The following is a 22,109-nucleotide window of genomic DNA, read 5'->3' as shown; positions in this document are numbered from 1 at the left end:
CTCACCTGGTGCGGCCGTTGCCGAGGAAGTTCTCGCGCCAGGCGAAGGTGAGCCAGTGCAAGCCGGTCACCGGCTGCTCGTCCAGCCGGGCCCGCCAGGCCGTCTCGACGTTGACGCACAAGCGCGTCGCGTCGTACTCGATCGCGTTGCCCTCCGGGATCAGGCTCACCGGGACCGTCAGCTTGCCCTTGACCATGTAGGTGCTGCCGTCGAGGCGGCGGCAGACCATGTACTCGAAGTTCGCGCGATCGAGCGGCGTCGGCGCGGATTCGCTCCACAGGCCGCAGTCCTCGAGCGCGCCCTGGAGCGCCTCGAAGGGCAGGAGCCATCCCCCGTCGGGGCTCGACTGCCGCCAGGAGAACCAGAGCGGCCGCCGGTTCCGGCCGCCGCTCGTCGCGATCTCCATGACAGGCCCGGCGAACACCTGATAGTCCCCGGCCCGCTCGATGAGCCGGCTGTGCGGCGTCGTGGCCGGGTTCGCCGGATCGCCGTCCGGACTGTCGGCCGCACGCAGGTCGTCGCCCATCGCGCGGACGACGCGCTGCAGCCGATCGAAGATGCCGCCGTCGTACCGATCCGGGTCACCCAGCGCCTCGGTCGGATCGGAGACCTTGTCGGAGGTCAGCTGCAGATGCACGAACGCCATGTCGTCCAGCGCGGTGATCGCGCAGCCGGCGATGCCGAGCTGCGGGCAGCCGCGGAGCACCGACAAGATCGCGTCGGTGGACCCGACTCTGGCCGGACCGACCAGAGTCACCGGCATGACGTGCCCGATCGCACTGCCGGACCGGCGCAACTCCGGCTGCCGGTCGACGAACTGCCGGGCGGCCCGCGCGTCGTGGGCCAGGACGCGAAACCAGTTCCCCTGGGCATGCCCCGGTCTGAGGTCGCCGAGCCACAAGCCGTAGCCACGCTCACCGCAGAAGTCGGACAGCCGGTTCGCCATCTTCGTCCGGCGCCGGCTGGTCGGGTTCTGCAAGGCGAACGCCACCCGCACCGCGATCGCGGTCGGGGGCTTCCAGATGTCCTTCCGGTCCTCGACCCTCGTCCCGTTCGAGCGATCCGTCGGTAGCTGGACCGGGCACTGCAACGACATGATCGGCGCCGAGCCCTCGTCCGCGGCACAGCGCGCGACCTCGGCGACGAGCCGCAGCAGCGCCCGGGCATGCGACTGCCGCAGCGCGCACTCGTCGACTTCCAGCGCGATCAGCGCCTCGAAACGCGCCGCCGCCTCGTAGATGAAGCTCGGATTGGGCATCGCCGCGCCGACGACCTGCAACCGGTCGGGTTCCGCGTCGATTTTCGCGCGGACCGGCGTCGAACTGCCCTGCTGACGAACGCGCATGTCCTGGGCCAGTGCGCCGCGATTCGAACCGACCGCCAGGATCACGCCGTTCAGGTTCGAGATCAGCACCTCGGTGGAATTCCGCAACAATGTCGGCGCGCCGCCGAGTTGCGACTTGATGTAGCCCGGCCGGTCCGGGACGTGGTGCACATGGAAATTCACCTGGACGCCGGGCTGATCGGCGATGACACCTGCTCCCCTGGCCAGATCCGCCAGCGAGCGCACGGAACGGTCGCTGAAATCCTCAGAATTCATGTTCGGCCCCGGAAACAGTCAGCGACGCGTCGACCGGAGCGAGCCCGATGTCCGCACGCGCCCGGGCCCGGACCGCCCAGCGCGGGATGTGCCGGTGCCCGAACTCGTGGTCGCCGGACCGGATCCCGAAGAGCCACAAGAAGGCGAGCAGCGTGAGCAGGAGCGCCTGCCCCACGCCGAACCCCAGGCTCAGAACGGCGTCCGAGGAGGCGGCGGCGACCACGACGGCCTGGACGACGATCACCGCCATCGTGACATGGGCGGCCCAGCGGACGCTCCTCCGGACGCGGGCAGCCACCGAGTTCCGCGGCGGTAGATCCAGCCGGGCATAGAGAAACCCCGGAACGAGCAGCAGCACGACGACGACCGCGTCGCTGCGTCCGCCGAGCCCGAACGACGACGTCGCCCCGAACGGCAACGGCGACCCGGCGAGCAGCGCGGCCGCCAGGTAGGAGATGACGAGCACCGCGGCGACGTACAGCATCACGGTGCGGATCCCGGTCCGGGTGGCATCGCTGATCGAGATCGCCGCGCGGACGACGATCCGCGGCGACGGGGACTGCGTCGGCGCGTACCGCCGCCAGTACACGTGGGCCCGGTGCGTGGGCGCGTCCTCGGCGCGCTTACGGAAGAAGTCCCGGCCGAGATCGAGCGCGCGCACCTCGCGCGCGGCGGTCTCCAGACTCGCGCCGCTGACACTCGGATGATTCAGCAAGGTGGTCGCGGACAGCTGCTGCTCGGCCGGGACCTCGCCGGACAGACTGGCTCTGGTCAGGGTGCCGACGGCGGTCTCGTCCCCGCCCATCCAGATCGCGCCGGCCTCCTCCGCCTCCCACTGCCGCCGCAGGACGAGCTCGCTCAGATCGCCGATGACGGTGCGCAGCTCGAGCTCGACGATCTTTCCCATCGCCCGGTCCCGCGCGGAGCCCAGCTCGTCGGAGACGAAGCGGGCCAGGAAGCCGAGGTCCTCGGCCACCGAGTCGCTCAAGCGCGCGTCGGCGTCCGAGGTGATGTGCATGCTGTCGATCTTGAGCGTCGGGTCGGTCTCGGCGACCAGGTGATACGACCGCAGACTCGACGGCACGTGCGTCTCGTACTCGACCTCGTACCGTCCGCGGACCCGCTGCCGGAACGCCTGCGCCACTCTCCCGCGATGTTTCGGCGCCTCGGCGAGCAGCGGCATCTCGTAGGTGAGGAGATGGTGCTCGCGCGGCTGCGACAGGCCGACGATCAGCAGATAGTCGTTCAGGGCGACGTCCAGGAGGTTGTAGAACGGGACGAGCGCGTCGTCGTAGGCGTCCAGCACCTCGGCGAGGAATTCGCGGTAGCGGTAGCTGCTGCCGTGCCTCGTCCCCGGAGTGCTCGGCGCGGAGGCGAACTCCGAGGGCTCGGATCGGCTGATGAACAAGGCCTGTAACGCGGACTGCAGCAGCCAGCGCGAGTTGTCGACGCGGTGCAGGAACTTCCCCAGACGGTTCGTGCTCTGCGCGTCCGGGATGCTGCCGAGCGTCCCGCGGAGCAGATGGTAGAGACCGCTCGCCAGCGGCATCGCCACCTCGAGCTGGGTGAGCCGCGGCAGCCGCGCACCGGTCGAGTCGCGTACGTCGATCGGCGCGACGGCCCGCCGCGGAAGCCTGGCCACCGGTGTCCAGATGACATTGTCCGGACCGAGGTCCGCGCCCTGCGGAGCAGCCGCGCCGATGACGCTGCGCTGCCGGGTCTGCTCGAAATCCCGGCAGACCTTGCGCTGCTCCTGATTCAGGAGATTCAGGCTGATCTCGATCTCCGCGGTGCAGACCGGGGCGAGATGTTCGGTGAGCTGGAGCCGCTCGGTGATCCGCCGGACATGATTCTGCCGGAGCGCCATATCCAGGAACCCCAGCCCGATGGCGGCTTCGTCCGAAGACATTCGCGGTGGTGAACCCGGAATCGGCGTCGACTCTATTGCAACCTCGAGTGCCTTTCTGGAATCCATTCAACCTCCAGGCCGGTAGCCGAGCAGACTATCGAGGTTAGCCGACCGTGGATGAAGTTGACAGGTTTGAGAACGTCCCCGGGCAATCGCTGAAACAAACGCAGGAATCGGCGACTTCGGTGTTCGGAAATCCTTGGCTGCCGGGGATTTCGGCGCGGCCGGCTAGCCGGGGAGGTAGGTGGTGCGGGATTGCCAGGTGCCGTGTTCGGCGAGGGGGCGGAAGCGGAGGGTGGCGAATTCGTGGTGGAAGTCGCGGCGGCGGCGCTCGGTCATGGCGGTGGCGTGGCGGGTGGGGTCGGGGACGGGGCTGTGGCCGTGGACCATGGCTTCCATTTGTTGGACGGAGGTCCAGATGGAGAAGGTCGAGATGGTTCGGGGTGGGCGCATCGCGGCGAGGGCGAGGGTGGTGGCGGGGTGGTCGCGGACGAGGCGTTCGACGGGTTTGCCCCATTTGAGGAAGCGGGGGACTTCGGGGAGGCGCATGCGGGCGAGGGTGACGGCGACGACGGGTTCGGTGGGGTCCCAGTCGTCGGCTCGGGCGGGGAGGGCGGCTAGGCGGGACCAGCGGCGGAGGAATTGCATGCGGACGTGCCAGCCGGTGGCGAGGCCGGCGCCGAGGGGGTGATCGGCCAGGAAGGTGTCGAGGGCCGTTTCGTCGTCCCAGCGCGCGAACATCGCCATTCGGCGCAGCTGCATCCGGGACGGCGAGATGGTCGGGGCGCCGAGTTGCATCAGCGCCAGGCACTCGGCGTACCGCAGCCCGGGGCTGGACGGCGCCTTCCACAAGGCCCGGGCCGTGGTGGCCGGAGGCAGCTCGGCGAGGTGGAACGTGAAGATGGTCATCGTCGGGCAACTGTGCCACGAAGAGCGGGTTCAGCCGTCGTACGGCGTGGTGGCGCGGGCGGTCCGCAGGGCGCTCCCCCACCAGGTGAGTTGCCGCAGGAGGGTCGCGGCGGCGGAGTTCGGGCGGGCCGGCTCGCGGAGGTTGCCGTCGTCGTCGAACTGGTCCCAGACGTACTGCAGGCTGACCTGCGCCTGCATCGTGACCGCGTGCAGCTCGGCGAAGACGCTGCGGAGCTGTTCGACGGCGCGTAGACCGCCGGACAGGCCGCCGTACGACACGAAGCCGACCGGCGTCGCGCGCCACTCCCGCTTGGCCGTGTCGATCGCGGTCTTCAGCGCGCCCGGGTAGCCGCGGTTGTATTCGGGTGTCACGACGCAGACGGCGTCCGCCCAGTCGAGGCGCTTCGTGAACAGCTCGGTGTCACCGCCGCCGCCGAGGTCGTCGGGCAGGTCGAGCTCCGTGAGGTCGATGACGTCGACCTCGCCGAACGCGCTGCCCTGGACGGCGCCCAGGAACCAGTCGGCGACCTGCGGGCCGATCCGGTCCTTGCGAACACTCGCGACCACGACGGCGAGACGCAAGGCGCTCATCGGTCCGCTCCCGCAGTTGCCAGGGCCGGCAGCGCGCCCGCGAGCGTGCTGAGCTCGTCCGGCGTCAGCGCCAGCCCGAACTCACCGACGAGGACGTCGGCCAGCTCGGCGTCGGCGATCAGCCGCTCCTGCTTCGGCTCGCCGGGCCGCTCGACGCTGTAGGTGCGGCCGATCAGGCTGCGGATGTCGGTCTCGCTCTTCTGGACGACGATCAATCGCTGCGTGAACGGCGACTTCGGATTGGTCGCGGTGTTGTAGTTCGCGGCCTCGACGTCCACGAAGAACTGCGGCTCGTCGGTGAACGCCATCCGGGTCGACCAGTCCGCGCCGTCCTGCTCCTGCAGCCGCCACATCTCCATACCGCCCTTGACGACCCGATACACCCACGCGCCCTGCGGGTGCGGCTCGGCGCCGCCGAACGGCAGCGGTGCCAGCAGACCGGAGCCGAAGCCGACGTCGGCCAGCCAGCGATCCGCACCGACGCCGACGCTGAGCACCATGTGCGAGCGCGGCCGCGGGTGCTCGTCCGGGTCACCGACCCGGGCCAGCAGCCGGTCGACCTGGAAGCCGATCCGATCGAGGACGGCGCCGAACAGCGTGCCGTGCTCGTAGCAGTAGCCACCCCGCCCGCGCGTCACGAGCTTGGCCTGGACGTCGGTCAGCTCCACCGAGATCCCCCGACCGAGGATCACGTCCAGGTTCTCGAATGGGATCGCAGCCACATGAGCGCGGTGCAAGGCCTGTAGCGTCGCGAGGTCGGGCGCGACCGGAGCGGTGTGCCCGATCCGGCGCAGGTAGGCGTCGAGGTCGAGCCGGTCGAGCTGCCATTGGTCGTCAAGCATCAGAGTTCCTCCCAGAGGTTCGAATCAGCGGACGGACGCCGGGCCCGTGCTCGACCGCAGGACCAACTCGGTCGGCAGGATCACCTGGCGTTCGGTGAAGTCAGGGTCGATCAACATGCGCGCCATCAGCCGCCCGCGCTCGCGCACGGGCTGCCGGACAGTGGTCAGACCAGCGGACTCCGCGAACGGCGCGTCGTCGAAACCGGTGACGGAGATGCCGGCGCCCGGTTCGAGGCCGCGCTCGCGCAGTGCCTCCAGTACACCGCCCGCGAGGACGTCGCTGTCGGCAGCGATCGCCGTCGGACGCCGATCCCCGGCGAGCACCCGGGCGACGGCGACCCGCCCCGACTCGTGGGCGTTCCGGCCGCCGGTGACCACCCGGACCCTGGCGCCGCGGCCGAGCCCTTCGCGGATCCCGGCCAGCCGCTGCCTGGAGTACGAGTACAGCGTCGCCTCGTCGACAGACGCAGCGAGCACTCCGATCGGCTGCGGCGTCGCGACCACGACAGCGACCTCTCGGTGGCCGAGGCCGGCCAGATGCGCACCCACCGCCACCCCAGCCGCATGGTCGTCGACGCGAACACTCAGCCCCGAGGAGTCCGGAGTCGAGCGCACCAGCGGGATGTTGCGGGCGGCAAGCGCCTGGACGGCGGGGTGGTCGTCGGCCAGACCATCCGCGATCGCTCCGTCGATCACCGCCTGATGCACAGCCGCCAGCCCCTCGCGGAGGGCGTCCTCGTCGAGCCCGTCGCCGAGATCGAACGGGATCAGCACCAGACTCGTCCGGGCCGGCTCGGCCACCTCGGTGACGCCGCCGAGCATCGCCAACGCGTACGGATCCGAGAAGGCATACCGCAGGCCGACCGTGAAGATCACCCCGATCGCGCCCGCCCGCCGGGTGCGCAACGTCCGGCCGGCGGCGTCCGGCCCGGCGTAGCCCAGCTCCAGCGCCACGCCGAGGATGTGCTCACGCAGCGAGTCGGATAGGCGACCAGGCCGGTTGAACGCGTACGACACCGCCGCGGTCGAAACCCCGGCTGCCGCCGCAACGGATTTCAAGGTGGGCCGCCCTGCCATCACGCCTCCTTCTGTTAATCGATTAACAGAAGGCTAGCGCCTACTTCCCACCGAGTCCAGCCGTCCGTCAGGGGTAGCGATACCGGGCGAGTTCGCCTTCCAGGCGGCGGTAGCGCTCTTCCAGATCGGCACGCTTCGACTGGGACCGCGCCGGCTGCTTGGCGATCGGCCGGATCGACCGCTCGGCCAGCCGGGCGAGCTCAGGCAGATCACCGAAGCGCGGGATCTGTTGCGAGGTCGCGAACATCGCCAGCGCCCGGCGCTCCCACCCGCCGTTCGACGGTGGGAAGCGGATGAGGTGATGCAGCACGTCCTCCCACGCCAGCCGGCGATCGGTCTTCGGTACGGCGACCTGCTCGAGCAGGATCGTGAAGACAGCGGACGACGCCACACTGGCCAGCACCCGCGCGTCGTCGAAGAACGGCACCGACGTGAGGGTGTCCTTCGACATCAGCGAGTGCGATCCGACGATCTCGCTGAAGGCGCCGTTGTCGGAGTCGACCTTGAACACCGATCCGGCGTCCTGATCCAGCGCGGCCGATTTCGCTGTGCCCTCGTTGAGCAGCTTCTGCAGATCCGCGACCGCGAACTGCATCAGGAAGCCGCCCGCTCCGGGCGCCTCGGTCGGAAGCTGCTCGGCCTTGCGATCGATCGCGAAGGCGGCCAGCAGCGCAACGCGGCCCTTGTCGTTCAGACGGCCGCTGTCGGCCAGGTAGCGAACGAAATGGTCATAGTTGCTTTCGGTCCGGCCGTCGCGTTGCAATCGCGGTTCGAGCGCCGCGGCATGCCGTTTGAGTTGTAGGTCGAGTTCGGTCGCCTCGGTCGTGCGCTTCGGCACCGTCGCACCAGGTTGCAGCGGCCAATGCTCCGGTGCGACATTCGCCGCCAGGCGCTGGCGTTCGTCCGCGCTCAGCAGCGTGAGCACGAGCGGAATCGACTCCCGCAGCTTCGGCGTCGCGGCCGCGGCGGCGATCGGTCCGGCCAATGGGCCAAGGGCTTCCAGGTTGTACTGCGCGAGCGCGTCCGCCGCCCAGGGCGGCACTCCCCCGGGCTCGCCGGTCAGTTTGTGCTCGAGATTCTCCAGCGCGTGCAGCAGCGTGTGCGCGGTGTCTTGAGCCGAGGGGAACGCCGGATAGGCATGTCGCAGACTCGGCGTCGACATCCGGCTCTTACTCAGTACGCCGGCGCTCTGCGTCTTGCCACCCGCGTCGTACGCCGGGTACCGCAACCGCCGGAACAGCTTACGTTTAAGGCGATTCAGCTCAGCCGGCTGCGCCGCGACGAATTCCGGACGCCGTTTCGCGACGTCGTTCACGAACCGCTGCAGGAACGCGTCGTCACTCTCCCCCTCGACCTGCGCCGGCCGGAAGCCGCGCAGCTCCAGCAACTCGACCACGTTCGAGTGGAAGAACCAGTCCTCGACGCCGTGCAGCAGCTTGCCGGCCCGGACCAGCAGCCGTTGCCGACCGGCCCGGTCCTCGCGTTTCAGCGCCCACCACTCGTCCTCGATCCCGGCGAGCCCCTCGGCCAGGTAGGAGATGTAGTGCGCGTCCACCGCGTTCATCACGCCGACTTCGCCGTCCGCCAGGCTCGTCTGCCGCCGGCTGGGCTGGTACAGCTTGTTCGCGGGCCGCTTGCTCGCGTCCCACACGTACGGCGGCTGGTCGGTGTGCTCATGCGGGAAGTACTGCGTGAAGAAGTCGCCGTACAGCTCCTCGACCCGGTTCGCGGGGATCGGGGTCAGCGATCCCCACGGGCCGTCAAGCCGCTTCGGCACGTCCTGCGCGAACAGCAGGTGGGTGGTTCCTTCGATGAACAGCCGGAAGAACTCCCCCAGGTGGCCGTAGTGCAGCAGATCGTTGCGGGCCGCGCCGGGCGTGCGCTCGATCGGCGTCCCGAGCAGCGCGTCGATCCAGTTGTCGGCGCCGCTCAGATCGGCGTACGTGTCCGACGGCAGGACGGCGAGGATGCCGCCGATCGCGGCCAGCCCGGCGCCGGAGCCTTCGATGACGTCGGCCGCCGTCCCCGAGGTCAAGGTCTTCAGGTACTGCGACGCCGCCAGGGCAGCGCCCGCTCCGAGCGCGGACAGGCCGCGCAACAGCTGCGTCTTGTCCTGCACCTTCGGGATGACGAACTCCCGCCAGATCCGTTGTTTGGCGAAGATGTAGGTGACCGGGTCGCGGAACTGCGAGACGTCGGTCAAGTAGTTGCCGAGCTCGAGGTAGGTCAGATCGCCGGCCGTCAGCTTGGCGTTGTCGAGGAAGGCGACCGGGACGGTCTCCCTGGTGAACAGGAAGATGTCCCGGTGCCTGGAGATGTCGCCCATCAGCTCACGCCTCGACCCACTCGCCGTCCTCGTTCTGCGCCCAGACCGGCAGCGCGTCGTCGGCGCGCAGTTTCACCAGGCTGGTCGGAACGCGGACGGTCCACGGCTCCCCCTGCGGTACTTCGGCGCCCGGACGATCGAGCCGCTCAGCCAGCTCGTCCGCGATCGGCAGGTAGAGCGGGCTGGCGATGGTCGGCAGCGGCCCGCCGTTCCAGATCTCGCCGAAGGTCAGGAAGTGGTCGACCGCGCCCTCGAACCCCGGCCGGACCGGCACCGTCGTCCGGCAGTAGCCGGCCTGCAGGAAGTCCACGAACGCCGGGTCCGGATCGTCGTACCCGAGGCGCTCGTCCCACTGGTCCTTACTGCCCCAGAAGTACGGATAGGTGACCCAGGACATGTGCTCCCACTCGAAGGCCTGCTCGAAGAAGCGGACGTACGCGCCCTCCGCGGCCGCCTCCCGGACGTCGATCTGCGGCAGCCCGTTGGCGGGCGACGTGACGACGGCGTCGAACAGGTCGAAGTGCTGATCGGTCAGGATGCTCAGGCAGTTCTTCTGCAGCTCCCGGCGGATCGTGATCTGGTTCGCGCCCGGGTTGCGGCCGCGGATCGCGACACCGGCCTGCAGTTTGAGCTGGGCCAGCTTCTCCTCGTAGTCGGCGACCTGCGCCTTGTGCGCGGCCAGCAGCTTGGCGTGGGTCTCGAGCCGCCACTTGTCCAGCGCGCGGTCGGTCCGCTGGCATTTCACCTCGATCGCGATCGCGACCTGGGAGGCGTGCCAGGTGTCGAGCGCGAACGGGATCGAGTCGCGCTCGTCGTCCAGCGTCGTCGTCCACAACCACTGGCTGCCCGTCATCCGCTGTGTGCGGCGGCCGAGGACGACGTCCACGCTCGCGTCGGTCTCCCAGACGTTCCAGACCCGGCCGACGCTGCCGAACACCGCGCGGTAGCCGTCGTCGATGGTGATCTGCGCGGAGTGGTTGTAGTTGGTCTTGCTGTCCCCGCCGCCGCCTTTGAAGTCGGCAGACTTGGTCCGGAACAGCTCGGGCGGCGGCGCGACGTCCGTGGCCCCGCAGATCTTCACCCAGTAGGCGTAGTTGCTCTCGCTGAGCTGCGCGGGCGTCAGTGTGAAGTCCGGCGGCTTGGTCAGCGTGAGCGCGCTGTTGCGGGCCTGGTTCATGGCGGCCACCAGGAACGCCGCGGGCTCGGGGATCATGAAGTCGAACATCATCCGCAGGCCGTAGTTGTACATCTGGGCCCGGTAGACCTTGTTCACCCACTGGTACACGCCGGAGATGTGCCCGGAGCCGGTGGTGTTGTCGAGCGCGTGGACGTTCTTCTCGATCGTCTCGGTCAGCACGCGGGTCGTCGTCCGCTGCAGCACCCGCTCGGAGATCTTGCGCGACGTCCGTTCGGTGACATCCTGGGAGAACGTCGACGCGGACTTGGTCGCCTCGGTCTTCGAGCGGCTGAACGATCCTTCGGCGCTCGCCGCGAACTCGACCGTCGGGCCGTAGCTGCCGGAGATCGTCAGGCCGGCCTTCAGCGCGACGTCCTCCTTGATCGTCTCGCTCGCCTCCCGGCTCATCTCGAACCGGTCGGTCGACTCCAGCTCGTGCTCCTCCGACGAGCTGGTCTCGGTCTCGACGAAGGTGATCGTCTCGCTCTCCTCGCGCCGCGTGTGCTCGCGCGACTTCAGCTCCCCCTTGAGCACGTTCTCGATATGCGCGACGTCGACGGCCTCGTAGCCGGTCAGCTGCTGCTTGACCAGCAGCAGGTCGGCGATCCCGGCCGGCGCGACGCTCCCCTTCGTCTCCGGCACGCTGCCCGGCATCGGGATGTACGGGACGCCGAGGAGACCGCCGGTCCCCAGAGCGCCCCAACCGGTGGTCAGCGGCGTCTTCACCGAGATCAGCGCGTCGCCGAACCGGACGAACGAGTGCTTCTCCGGATGCCCCGCGACGACCTCCAGCTGCTCGACCGTCGTGGCCAGATCGGTTTGGAGCCGTTGGGTCACCTTGTCGAGCGGCGTAGTCCCGAGATCGATACCGCGTTGTTTCAGGACGGTTTGCGTCTTCTGGGACAGCCGATCGGTGATGCCGGCCTTCAGGACGAACCCGACCTCGGCCAAGGCGACCGGCGTGAACCCGGCGCGGACCGGCAGCACCACATCGGGCGCCTGGACGAGCGTCTGCGCGAGTTCGGCGTACGGCGAGCTGAGCTGGAGCGCCTCGGCGCGTTCTTCGTCCTCACGACGCGGCACGCCCTTGATGTGCTGCTCGCGGAGGATCTCGGTGTAACTGGCCGCGCTGCTGATCGCATGCGTCAGCACTGTCACGTCGGGCGCTCTGGTCGGCTCGCTGGCGACCAGCTCGGTGGCGCGGAAATGGATGGACTCGACCCCGGCCAGCTCGGTGATCGCGCTGCGCAGGACGTCGTGCTCGGCCAGCAACGCGTCGACGCGCTTCCGGCGTTCGTCGAGCAGCTTCTGCCGCTGCGCCTCCAGCTCCGCGCGCGCGTCCCGGGTGGACAGCCGGGACTTCAGTTCGAGCTCGACCGGCAATTCGAGCGAGCGGCGGCGCCGGCGTCCGGTGTCGCCCGCGGAGTGGCCGGCGGCGACGTCCGCGATCAGCTCGGCGGTGCGGAGCTGGCGGGTCAAGCGTTCGATCGGCAAGCTGTGCAGCTGTTGCAGGACCTTGATCGCGATCAGGCTGTCGCGCAGCCGCCGTACCGTCTCCTGATAGGCGTCACCGCCGACGACATCGCCCGCGGGACTACCGAACACCTCCTCGACCGCGTTGGCCACCTCCGACCACGGCACCTCCCCGGCCGCCTCGAGGGTGTCAACGCTGTCCGCCACTTCGTCCAGCTCAGCTCCCAGCGGAGTGTCCAGCACTCCGGACACGAACTCCGCGGACGCCGCGTACTCGGCCGACGCCGCCTCGATCCCCGGCCGGCCGCCACCCGAAACCACGGCGGCCCGCAAGGCATCTTGATACCCGGACTCCTGCTCGAGCCCGATCGACAGTTGCTCCGGAGCCTGCTCGATCGCAGGCCGCAGGAGCATCAAGCGAAACAGATTCTCCATAGCTGTCGGAGTCCGGCGAGCCACCGGTAATACAGCCGGGCCGATCAGCCGCGGGGTTTGACGCGCTTGGTCGGGGTCGCGGTCAGAGGGTCTTCGGGCCAGGGGTGGCGGGGGTAGCGGGCCCGGAGGTCCGAGCGGACTTGGGGATATCCCTGGCGCCAGAAGGAGGTCAGATCGCTGGTGATGGCTACTGGACGCCGGGCCGGCGAGAGGAGATGCAGGACGACGGGAACCCGGCCGTCGGCGACGGTCGGAGTCGTCGTCCAGCCGAAGGTCTCCTGGAGCTTCACGGCGAGGATTGGCGGTTCGGTGCCGTTGTAGGTGAGGCGGACTTCGGAGCCGGAGGGGACCTGGAGCCGCTCGGGGGCGAGCTCGTTGAAGCGGGTCGCGGCGGGCCAGGGCAGGAGGCGGCGGAGCGCTGAGGTCAGGTCGAGGCGGGCCAGGTCGCGGCTGGCGCGGATCGAGGTGAGGTCGGGGCCGAGCCAGTCGTCGAGAGCGGCCAGGAGGGCGTCGTCGTCCATGGCGGGCCAGGGATCGCCGAGGTGGGCGTGGCAGAAGGCGAGCCGTTCGCGGAGCGCGCGGGCGGACTCCGACCAGTGCAGTACGGCGAGGCCGCTGCGCCGGATCCCGTCGCGGACGGCGGCCTGGACGCGGATCGGGTCGGGGTTGGCCAACGGGCTGTCGTTGAGGACGATCGCGCCGAGCGTCTCGACGCGGCGGGTGACGATCCGGCCGTCGTCCCAGCGGATCTGGTCGGTGGTCGCGAGGAGGTCGCCTGCGAGATCGCGGGCGGTGGGCTCGTCGATCGGGGCCGCGGAGCGGATCCGGGCGTCGGCGCGGCCGGGGGCCCGGTCGGCGACGGCGATCGCCAGCCAGGGCGTCGTCCGCAGTGGTGATTGCGGCTCCAGCGCGGCGCCGGTGCCGCCGGACATCTGGTACGTCGTCGAGTCGGCGGCCCGGGCGCGCGCGATCCGGTCCGGATAGGCGAGGCCGACGACGATGCCGGCGGCCAGGTCGTCCGGGACGTGATCGGCCCGACCGGACCCGCGGCCGAGCCGCTTGGTCTCCTCGCGCCAGCGGGCGGTCGCGGCGCGGTCAGTCCCTCGGCGGAGGGCTCGCCAGCGAGCCGGGAGGTCATCGCCGAAGTCGCGCCCGGCGTCGTCCGAGAGCATGGCGACGATCTCCCGGGCTCGCTCGGCGCCGACCCGCGGTGTGCCGTCGAGCAGCGCCCGAGCCAGCCGGGGGTGCGCGCCGATCGCGGCCATCCGGCGTCCGCGCTCGGTGATCCGGCCGTCGCCGTCCAGCGCGTCGAGGCGGTGCAGCAGCTCGGTCGCCGCGGTCATCGCGACCGCCGGCGGCGGATCGAGCAGGGTCAGGCCGTCGCCGGACGGCGCGCCCCAGGCCGCGAGGTCGAGCGCGAAGCCGGCCAGGTCGGCGATCGCGATCTCCGGCGCCGGGTGGTCTTCGAGGTGGGCGTGGTCGGTCGCCGACCAGCATCGGTAGACGCGGCCCGGGGCCTCGCGGCCGGCCCGGCCGGCGCGCTGCTCGGCCGACGACTTCGAGACCCGGCAGGTGACCAGCGCGCCGAGGCCGCGGGACTGATCGGTCCGCGGCTCCCGGGCCAGCCCCGAGTCGACCACGACGCGGACGCCGGGCACGGTCAACGAGCTCTCCGCGACCGACGTCGTGACGACGATCCGGCGCGTACCGGACGCCGTCAGCGCGCGATCCTGCTCAGCCCTGGACTGCCGGCCGAACAGCGCCAGCACGTTCTGCCCGGCCAGCCGGCGGGTGACGCCGTTGATCTCGGCCTCCCCCGGAACGAACACAAGGATGTCGCCCTCGTTCTCGGCGAGCGCCCGCCGGACGACGTCCGCGACATGATCGAGCAGCCGCGGATCGACCCGGCCGCCGGGCAGCAGCGGCACCGGGACCGGCGGCGGCGCCCACTCGACGCCGACGTCGAACAGCGCCGCCGACGCGGTGATCACCTCGGCCTCCAGAGCGCGGCTCAGCCGGGCCGTGTCCGGGGTCGCCGAAGTCGCGACGAGCGCCAGCTCCGGGCGCAGATTCGCCCGGACGTCGATGCCGAAGGCGAGCAGCAGATCGGCGTCCAGATGCCGCTCGTGGCACTCGTCGATCACGATCGCGGCAACACCCGGCAGCTCCGGATCCTGCTGCAGACGCCGGACCAGGAGCCCGGTCGTCACCACCTCGACGCGAACGCCCTCGCCGCCGCTGCGCTCGCCACGCATCGCGTACCCGATCCGCTGACCGAGCGGCTCGCCGACGAGCGTCGCCAGCCGGGCCGCAGCCGCGCGGGTCGCCATCCGGCGCGGCTCAGCGACGACGATCGTGCCCTCGAGCGCGTCGGCCAGGGCCAGCGGCAGCAGCGACGTCTTCCCCGAGCCGGGCGGCGCGACGAGCACCGCCGTACCGCTGGAACGCACCGCGTCGACGGTGGCGGGCAGCACCGCGCGAACCGGCAGATCCGCGCCCGGCGCCGATGAATCAGGCAGCAACACACCCCGACGCTAACGGACCGCTCCGACAACCATGCAACCAACCAAACGCCCGCAGGCGTGTCTAACCCGGTACCAAGGATCGGGGAGGACAGATGAGTTCAGAGGACGCCGCGTTCGAGGCGTACTTCGCAGCGCGTTCCGATGCCATGCGCGGGACGGCGTACTTACTGTGCGGCGACTGGCATCGCGCTGAGGATCTGGTGCAGCAGACGTTCACGAAGATCTTTCTGGCGTGGCACCGGATCCAGCGGCACGAGTCTATGGACAGCTACACCCGGCAGACGCTCGTACGGACGTTCCTGTCCGAACGGCGGCGGGGGTGGTTCCGGTTCGAGTCGGTCGGCGCCTCGCCGTCGGATCGGCCGGCTCCGGCGTCCGGGCTCGCCGAAGACCGGCTGGTCCTGCTCGACGCGCTCCAGCAGGTTCCACCGCGGCAACGCGCCGTACTGGTCCTGCGGTACTGGGAGGACGCGTCCGTCGAGCAGACGGCCGAGGTCCTCGATTGTTCGACCGGAAATATCAAAAGCCAGGCCGCGCGTGGGCTCCAGACGCTGCGCGGTCTGCTCCAGGAGGAGAAGGTTCGATGACCGAAGACGATCTCAACCGCGCACTGCGCGAAACGATGGCTCGCAGCACGCCACCGCCGTCGATGGACTCTTCGCACGCGCTCGGGCTCGCCCGCGCGGCGCGGCGGCGACGTCGGCTGACCTGGTCCGCGTTCGCCGTCGTACCGGCGGTGGCCGGTATCGCCGCCGCTCCCCTGGTGATCTCGAACCTGACCGGCGGCGGCCCGGCCGGCGAGCTGCCCGCGGCCGGGAGCGTCTCGACCCCGACGGCCAGCCCGTCGACGGCGACGTCCAAGGGTCCGGCGTCCGTCAAGCCCTCGACGCCGCCGGGTGCGCGGAAGTCGCAGGATCCGTGGCCGGAAGGGCAGACGGATCGGACGGCGTCCGCCGGGCCGCGGGTGGTTCGGGTGACGAAGCTGATGGACGACCTGAGCGCGTCGGTGCCCGCGGGTTTCAGCACGCCTGACCTGAAGGGCTCGGACGGCGATCCGCTGCGCCACCCGCAAGCGCAGTACGCATCCCAGGACGGCGAGCCGCACTACTGGGAGTACGCCGCGACCATCCCGGTCGAGCGCGACGGCAAGGTGGGCGAGCTCCGCGCACAGTCGACGACGCCCAACGGCAAGGCAGCGATCGAGCCGTGCAAGCTGGCCAAGCAGTTCTGGGGCGGCGCCGGCAGCTGTGCCGTGGTGGATGTCGGCGGCAAGAAGGTCGGTGTGGTGACGACGAAGGGTCAGGGCTCCTACGATCAGTGGGCGAGCTACCGCCACGACGACGGCACGGTCGTGATTCTGGCGCAGGCCAAGAAGTTCGACCGGCAGCCGAAGCCGCCGCTGACGCAACCGGTCTTCACCAGCAAGCAGCTGGCCGAGCTGGTCACGTCAGCGACGCTCAAGGTCAGCGAGTGATCAACCGGTGTAACCGGCGAAGATCTTGCTGAACTCGTACGGCGCCTGCGGAACGTTGGTGCAGTTGACGAGCGTTCCGTTACAGGCATTGCGATCCCGGGTCATCTCCCAGAACGACAACATGCCGAGATGCTTGCCGCGGGCAAAGTTCACCAGCTGGGCGGAGTGCGCCTGGCTGAAGGTCCCGCCGTCGTCGTTGCGCCCGAGCATCGGCGTCACACCGACCTTGAGCCAGGCCTGGGCGTCGGTGAGGGCCGGCCACAGCGACTTGATCTGGCCGAAGGTGCTCTGCGCGGCCTGGACGGCGAAGTCGCCGTAGTTGCCGGCGGCCCGGTTGTAGTCCATCGCCATGACGTTCACGACATCGAGGGCGATCCCGTGGTCGCGCGCGGACTTCAGGACGGCGAACCCGTTCGGGTCCAGGCCTTCGGGCAGCACCGGCAGCGTCAGCGAGATCCTCAGCGCGGGCCGGTTGCGCTGCAGGATCGACAACGCCTCGGAGCGGCGGGCGATCGAGACCGGATCCGCCACCGCTCCGCCCTCGATGTCCAGGTCGAGGTAGCGCAGCTGGTACGCGTCGACGACCGCCTGGTACTCCGCCGCGGTCGCCTGCGCCGACGGGCAGACCTGTGCCAGCTCGCTACCGGCCGCGCCGCCGAAGGAGATCTTGACGTCGCCGCCGCGGGCCCGGATCGCGTCGATCTGGTCCTTGCCCCACGCCGTCCGCGGATCGTAGGCGCCGAACCAGCTCGCCTTGCAGCCGCCGGAGCCGGTGATGAAACCGAGGGTGAACGACCGCAGATTGCCGGCGCTCGCCATCGCGGTCAGCGACGGCGTCGGCCACGCGCCCATGTCGACGTACGGCGCCACTGGGACCAGTGAGCCGGCCGGACCGGAGACGGTCGTCGCCGTGACGGCGTTGCCGGCCGGCGACGAGTTGCCGGCGGCGTCCCGCGCGCGAACCGTGAAGGAGTAGGTGGTTCCAGGGGTCAGACCGCCGACCGTTCCGGTGGTCGCGTCCGTCGTGATCACTTGGGTTCCGCCGGAGTACACGTCGTACCCGGTGACGCCGATGTTGTCGGACGACGCGTTCCAGGCCAGCGAAACCGTGCTCGTACTGGTCGCGGTGACGCGTAGATTGCCGGGCGCGGTCGGCGCGCTGGTGTCGCCCGCTCCCCCTTCGCACAGCCCGCCGTTGACGCGGCAGTTCGCCGGCCTCGCCGGGCCGCGCGCGATGAACCCGAACGTCACCGACTGCCCGGCGGCCAGCGGCGCGTTCCAGCTCGCGTTCGCCGCGACGACACGATTCCCGGTCCGGGTGACGACGGCGTCCCAGGAGCTGGTCAGGTTCGTCCCGGCCGCGAGATCGAATTCGACTCGCCAGCTGCTGATGGTCGCCGACGTCCCGTTGGTGACGGTGTAGGCGGCCTGGAAGTTGCCGTCCCATTCGCCGACCAGGGCGTAGGTCGCGGTCACCGATCCGGCCGCGGACGCCGGGGACGCGAACGGGACCAGCAGGGTGAGGAGGGCGAGAACGGCGAGCAGAACACGTGATCTGGGGCGGATCATGGATGCCTCCGAGCAGCTGTTCAGATATTAGAAAGCAAGTTTCTGTAAATATCCCCACCAGTCAAGGGCTCAACCGGAGTTCCCCGCACCCCGCTCCCAGGCATCAGTCACTGCTCACCGCAGCGCACTGCCGACCGGTGGTTCCGAGCTCTTGCCGGGGCGCGAAGTGCGGTCTAACCTCGCTGTCCATCCGTTAAGAAACTTTACTAACAGTTCGCTCTGATGTTCGGGAAAGCGCTTCTCTCCCCCCGCCCCAACCTCAGGAGGCCCCTGTAATGGTGTTCATCGACTATCGACGGCGGCTCGCCGCGATCGGCGCGGTCGCGCTGGTCGGCGGGCTGCTGACCAGCGTGACAGCGGCCGGTCCGGCGCAGGCCCTACCGGCCGGTCCGGAGGCCGCGGCCGCGATCCCGGATCTGACGAGTGCGAATCGGCGAGCGCCGGTCGCGGGCCTGCCGGACTGGAGCAAGGCGGGTTACCGGGGCGGCGCGGCGCTGCCCGGGCCGGCCGACATCAATCCCGACGCGACCTGTCAGGTGACCGCGGCCGAGCTGGCGTCGCAGTACGGCGTCCGTGCGGACGGCAGCGACGCGACGAATGGGTTGCAGGCGGCGATCGACGCGATCCGGACGCAGTGCACGCCGTCCGCCGGGTACAACAAGCTGTCCCAGATCACCTTGCCCGAAGGCCGGATCACGGTCACCCGGCAGCTCGGGCTCGACGCCAGCTACCTGCTGATCAAGGGCGCCGGGCAGGGCCGGACGACGCTGGTCTTCCGGCCGGACGTCAACACCCGGTACGACAAGCTGACCCCGGACGGCAGCGACTGGGACGAGGACGGGATGACGCACGGCGCGTCCGGCAAGGGCGGCTGGACGTGGCCCGGGCGCGGGTTGCTCCGGGTGCAGACCCGTGAGGTCGCGCCGCGGTACGCCGCCGACTACGCCTCGGCGCCCGCGAACCGCAAGGACATCTTCGAGGGCAGCATCAACCAGCACTGGGCCAGCGGCGTCCCGCTGCGCGAGGCATCGGCGATCGGGACGACGCAGATCAAGCTGGCCGCCAACGCGAACATGGCGCTGTTCAAGGCCGGCAACTACCTGTGGGTCGGCGCGGCGAACACGGCGAAGTTCTACCAGCAGCAGACCGTCAACGACGCGACGAAGTACCAGAACCTGCACATGCGCCAGCAGATCTTCCAGATCAGCGCGGTCGACACCGCCGGGCGCAACCTGACCATCGACAAACCGCTCGAGTACGACCTGCCGCTGAACTCCACGTCGGACGGTTCGGCCGCGATCGGCGGCACCGTGTACCCGAGCCGGGTGACACCGCTGAAGCCGGTCGTCGGCGTCGGCATCGAGGACCTGAGCATCACCCAGGACATGACCGGGATGCCGAAGCTGGCCGGCGGCACCTACAACCTGAACAAGGCCGACGCCGTCCACAACTACGGCAACATGGCGCCGGAGTACGAGATGCACGGCATCGTGCTGAAGTGGGCCGTGAACAGCTGGGTCCGCCGGGTCGGCACAGAGATGACCGGCTCGCACCCGATCGTCACCGAGAGCGCCAAGAACATCCAGGTCCAGGAGTCGTCCCTGGACGGCTCCTGGAACAAGGGCAAGGGCGGCAACGGCTACCTGCGCGGCTCCCGGGTCTGGGACTCGCTCTACGCCTACAACACGACCCGGAACCTGCGGCACTTCACCTTCCAGTGGTCGGCCTCGAACAACGTGGCCATCGGCAACGACTTCGACTCCGACCTGAACGTGCACGGCGGCTGGGAGCGGCGCAACCTGTTCGAGAACAACACCGTCCGGATCCCGTTCGAGCACGCGTCGAAGAACTGCCAGAGCAACTGCGGCGACGAGGGCGGCGGCGGCCCGGACGACTCGACCTGGTGGCCGATCTGGTGGGCCGCCGGACCGAAGGCGGTCAAGTGGTCCGGATCCAGCGGACCGCAGAACGTCGTCTACAACAACGCGCTCAGCAAGCAGACCACCGAGAACGGCGCGTACCAGAGCTACTACCCGGACCGGCAGCGCGTCTACCAGTTCGGCAGCAGCTCGGCCGACGCGACGAAGTTCCAGCACCTCGCGGCGAACGGTGCGCCGATCCCGGACTGGGCCAGCCGCGAGACCGTCGACTACACCGTGCCGAACGGCGGCGTGAACGCGTCGCGGACGGACGCCTCGGGCTCGTTGTTCCTCCGCAGCACCGGCGGCGGCACCGAGGACGGCACCGCACCTAGCACGCCGGGAAACCTGCGCGCGACCGCGACGACGTCCAGCAGCGCGACACTGGCCTGGAACGCGTCGACGGACAACGTCGGCGTGACCGGGTACGACGTCCTCCGGAATGGGACCGTGGTCGGCAGCAGCTCCGGCGCGAGTTATACCGACAACGGGCTGAGTGCGGCGACGACGTACAGCTACACCGTTCGGGCGAAGGATGCCGCTGGCAACCAGTCGGCCGCGAGCAACGCGGCGACCGCCACGACTCAGCCCGGCGGCGGTACGTCGGAGACGCTGCTGTCCCGCGGCAAGCCGGCGACGGCGTCGTCCACCGAGGGCGCCGGTTTCGAGGCCGGGCTCGCCGTCGACGCGAGCGCGACGACGCGCTGGGCCTCGCGGGAGGGCACCGACCCGGAGTGGATCCAGGTCGACCTCGGCTCGGCCGCGAACCTGACTCGGGTGAAGCTGAACTGGGAGGCGGCGTACGGGAAGTCGTACCAGGTCCAGCTCTCGACCAACGGGACGTCGTGGACCAACGCCTACTCGACGACTTCTGGGGACGGCGGCACTGACGAGATCCCGGTGACCGGGACGGCGCGGTACGTCCGGATCAACGGGACAGCGCGCGGGACGGCGTACGGGTACTCGCTGTTCGACTTCGAGGTCTGGGGGACGAGCGGCGGTGGTGGTGACACCAGTGCGCCGAGCGTGCCGGGTGGGTTGCGCAGCACTGGGACGACGTCGTCCAGCGCGTCTCTTGCCTGGAACGCGTCTACGGACAACGTCGGGGTTACCGGCTACGTGATCCATCGGAATGGAGAGCCGGTCAGTACTGTCACCGGCACGAGCCACACCGACAGCGGACTCTCGCCGTCGACGAGCTACTCGTACGCCGTCCACGCTCGTGATGCCGCTGGCAACCAGTCGGGGCCGAGCGGCACGCTCAACGTGACCACCTCTAGCGGTGGCGGCGGGACGACGGTCGACGTGTCAACGGCTGCGCAGCTGCAGACGGCGCTGGCCAACGCGCAGCCTGGGCAGACCATCCGGCTCGCGGCCGGGCAGTACCGCGGCGCCTTCCTGACCCAGCGGGCCGGCACGGCGTCCGCGCCAATCACGCTGACCGGGCCGCGGTCCGCCGTCCTGATCAACGATGGCCCGACCGGGACGGCGCCGTCCTGCCCGGCGCCGACGTCCGGCTGGGACTCCGGGTACGGGTTGTGGCTGTTCGGTGCGCCGTACTGGAAGCTGACCGGGTTCACAGTGCAGGACTCCAAGAAGGGCATCGTGCTGGACAACTCCCACCACGTGACCATCGACGGCGTCTCGGTCCATCACACCGATGAGGAGGGTGTGCACTTCCGCCGGTCTTCGGCCGACGGGGTCATCAAGAACTCCGTTATCACCGACGCCGGCCTGGTGCAGAAGGGTTACGGCGAGGGCGTCTACATCGGCTCGGCCGGCTCCAACTGGGGCTGCCACGGCAACTCCGGCGGGGTCGACAAGTCCGACCGGGTGCAGGTGCTCGACAACCGGCTGGGCCCGAACATCGCGGCCGAGGCCATCGACGTCAAGGAGGGCACGACCGGCGGCGTCATCCGCGGCAACACCTTCGACGGCCGCGGGATCTCCGGCGACAACTCGGCCGACTCCTGGGTCGACGTCAAGGGGTTCGACTACCTGATCGAGAACAACACCGGGACCTTCTCCTCCCCCGGCACCTTCGCCAACGGCTACGAGACGCACAACCCGTCCACCACGCCGTCCTTCCTGAACGGCTGCGGCAACGTCTGGCGCAACAACTCGTCGAACCTCGGCGGCGCCGGCAAGTACGCCATCTTCATCTCCTCCACCTCCAAGTGCACCGCCGACCCGAACGTCGTCCACAGCTCCAACACCGTCCAGAACGCCCAGACCGGCCTCACCAACATCCCCACCACCCCCTGACCAACGCCGCTGCCGGGC

The 22,109-nt window shown here is 69.8% G+C and carries 13 protein-coding genes; 3 read left to right on the top strand and 10 right to left on the bottom strand.

What is annotated here, in order from left to right; translation table 11 throughout:
* Position 1: 1 nt before the first annotated feature.
* The 9 genes from ACZ6ZD_RS26485 to hrpB all read right to left on the bottom strand — a co-directional run bounded on the left by ACZ6ZD_RS26485 (position 2) and on the right by hrpB (position 14,864).
* Positions 2 to 1,600 carry a hypothetical protein gene (locus ACZ6ZD_RS26485; RefSeq protein ID WP_465676603.1) on the bottom strand — a complete coding sequence of 533 codons (1,599 nt, stop codon included), beginning with the start codon at positions 1,598 to 1,600 and terminating at the stop codon, positions 2 to 4.
* Positions 1,590 to 3,509, bottom strand: a complete 1,920-nt coding sequence (locus tag ACZ6ZD_RS26480) for a hypothetical protein (protein WP_465676602.1) — start codon at positions 3,507 to 3,509, stop codon at positions 1,590 to 1,592. The genes ACZ6ZD_RS26485 and ACZ6ZD_RS26480 overlap by 11 nt, the downstream gene beginning before the upstream one ends.
* Before the next feature lie 228 nt (positions 3,510 to 3,737).
* Positions 3,738 to 4,418 (bottom strand): hypothetical protein, encoded by a 681-nt coding sequence (locus ACZ6ZD_RS26475; RefSeq protein ID WP_465676601.1) that lies wholly within the window; start codon positions 4,416 to 4,418, stop codon positions 3,738 to 3,740.
* A 30-nt stretch (positions 4,419 to 4,448) separates the two neighbouring features.
* Positions 4,449 to 5,009, bottom strand: a complete 561-nt coding sequence (locus ACZ6ZD_RS26470; protein ID WP_465676600.1) for an NADPH-dependent FMN reductase — start codon at positions 5,007 to 5,009, stop codon at positions 4,449 to 4,451.
* Complete coding sequence (locus ACZ6ZD_RS26465) at positions 5,006 to 5,851, bottom strand: arylamine N-acetyltransferase family protein (RefSeq protein ID WP_465676599.1); 846 nt, start codon at positions 5,849 to 5,851, stop codon at positions 5,006 to 5,008. Before ACZ6ZD_RS26465 ends, ACZ6ZD_RS26470 begins: the two co-directional genes overlap by 4 nt.
* A gap of 24 nt (positions 5,852 to 5,875) precedes the next feature.
* Positions 5,876 to 6,928, bottom strand: a complete 1,053-nt coding sequence (locus ACZ6ZD_RS26460; RefSeq protein ID WP_465676598.1) for a LacI family DNA-binding transcriptional regulator — start codon at positions 6,926 to 6,928, stop codon at positions 5,876 to 5,878.
* A gap of 67 nt (positions 6,929 to 6,995) precedes the next feature.
* Positions 6,996 to 9,254 (bottom strand): hypothetical protein, encoded by a 2,259-nt coding sequence (locus tag ACZ6ZD_RS26455; RefSeq protein ID WP_465676597.1) that lies wholly within the window; start codon positions 9,252 to 9,254, stop codon positions 6,996 to 6,998.
* Positions 9,255 to 9,258: 4 nt separating this feature from the next.
* On the bottom strand, positions 9,259 to 12,318 hold the full coding sequence (locus ACZ6ZD_RS26450) for a hypothetical protein (RefSeq protein ID WP_465676596.1): 3,060 nt from the start codon (positions 12,316 to 12,318) through the stop codon (positions 9,259 to 9,261).
* A 65-nt stretch (positions 12,319 to 12,383) separates the two neighbouring features.
* Positions 12,384 to 14,864 (bottom strand): ATP-dependent helicase HrpB, encoded by a 2,481-nt coding sequence (gene hrpB, locus ACZ6ZD_RS26445; RefSeq protein ID WP_465676595.1) that lies wholly within the window; start codon positions 14,862 to 14,864, stop codon positions 12,384 to 12,386.
* Between the two features lie 92 nt (positions 14,865 to 14,956).
* Here hrpB and ACZ6ZD_RS26440 point away from each other — a divergent pair, with 92 nt between their 5' ends.
* Together ACZ6ZD_RS26440 and ACZ6ZD_RS26435 are read left to right on the top strand one after the other, a co-directional pair.
* On the top strand, positions 14,957 to 15,451 hold the full coding sequence (locus tag ACZ6ZD_RS26440) for a SigE family RNA polymerase sigma factor (protein WP_465676594.1): 495 nt from the start codon (positions 14,957 to 14,959) through the stop codon (positions 15,449 to 15,451).
* A complete protein-coding gene (locus tag ACZ6ZD_RS26435; RefSeq protein WP_465676593.1) occupies positions 15,448 to 16,338 on the top strand; it encodes a hypothetical protein in 891 nt (296 codons plus the stop codon). Before ACZ6ZD_RS26440 ends, ACZ6ZD_RS26435 begins: the two co-directional genes overlap by 4 nt.
* Here ACZ6ZD_RS26435 and ACZ6ZD_RS26430 read toward each other — a convergent pair whose 3' ends face one another.
* A complete protein-coding gene (locus ACZ6ZD_RS26430; protein WP_465676592.1) occupies positions 16,339 to 17,907 on the bottom strand; it encodes a cellulose binding domain-containing protein in 1,569 nt (522 codons plus the stop codon). It abuts the gene before it with no gap.
* A gap of 275 nt (positions 17,908 to 18,182) precedes the next feature.
* Here ACZ6ZD_RS26430 and ACZ6ZD_RS26425 point away from each other — a divergent pair, with 275 nt between their 5' ends.
* The gene (locus ACZ6ZD_RS26425) at positions 18,183 to 22,091 is read left to right on the top strand and encodes a discoidin domain-containing protein (protein ID WP_465676591.1); all 3,909 of its coding nucleotides are present in this window, start codon (positions 18,183 to 18,185) and stop codon (positions 22,089 to 22,091) included.
* The last annotated feature ends 18 nt before the right edge of the window (positions 22,092 to 22,109 follow it).

Source organism: Kribbella sp. NPDC104218 (genome assembly GCF_055584105.1).
This window is presented reverse-complemented; position numbering and strand designations above follow the sequence as displayed.

Bases quoted from the DNA above. Each gene is read 5' to 3' on its own strand.
- ACZ6ZD_RS26485 (WP_465676603.1), bottom strand. From the start codon at position 1,600: ATGAATTCTGAGGATTTCAGCGACCGTTCCGTGCGCTCGCTGGCGGAT.
- ACZ6ZD_RS26480 (WP_465676602.1), bottom strand. From the start codon at position 3,509: ATGTCTTCGGACGAAGCCGCCATCGGGCTGGGGTTCCTGGATATGGCG.
- ACZ6ZD_RS26475 (WP_465676601.1), bottom strand. From the start codon at position 4,418: ATGACCATCTTCACGTTCCACCTCGCCGAGCTGCCTCCGGCCACCACG.
- ACZ6ZD_RS26470 (WP_465676600.1), bottom strand. From the start codon at position 5,009: ATGAGCGCCTTGCGTCTCGCCGTCGTGGTCGCGAGTGTTCGCAAGGAC.
- ACZ6ZD_RS26465 (WP_465676599.1), bottom strand. From the start codon at position 5,851: ATGCTTGACGACCAATGGCAGCTCGACCGGCTCGACCTCGACGCCTAC.
- ACZ6ZD_RS26460 (WP_465676598.1), bottom strand. From the start codon at position 6,928: ATGGCAGGGCGGCCCACCTTGAAATCCGTTGCGGCGGCAGCCGGGGTT.
- ACZ6ZD_RS26455 (WP_465676597.1), bottom strand. From the start codon at position 9,254: ATGGGCGACATCTCCAGGCACCGGGACATCTTCCTGTTCACCAGGGAG.
- ACZ6ZD_RS26450 (WP_465676596.1), bottom strand. From the start codon at position 12,318: ATGCTCCTGCGGCCTGCGATCGAGCAGGCTCCGGAGCAACTGTCGATC.
- ACZ6ZD_RS26440 (WP_465676594.1), top strand. From the start codon at position 14,957: ATGAGTTCAGAGGACGCCGCGTTCGAGGCGTACTTCGCAGCGCGTTCC.
- ACZ6ZD_RS26435 (WP_465676593.1), top strand. From the start codon at position 15,448: ATGACCGAAGACGATCTCAACCGCGCACTGCGCGAAACGATGGCTCGC.
- ACZ6ZD_RS26430 (WP_465676592.1), bottom strand. From the start codon at position 17,907: ATGATCCGCCCCAGATCACGTGTTCTGCTCGCCGTTCTCGCCCTCCTC.
- ACZ6ZD_RS26425 (WP_465676591.1), top strand. From the start codon at position 18,183: ATGGTGTTCATCGACTATCGACGGCGGCTCGCCGCGATCGGCGCGGTC.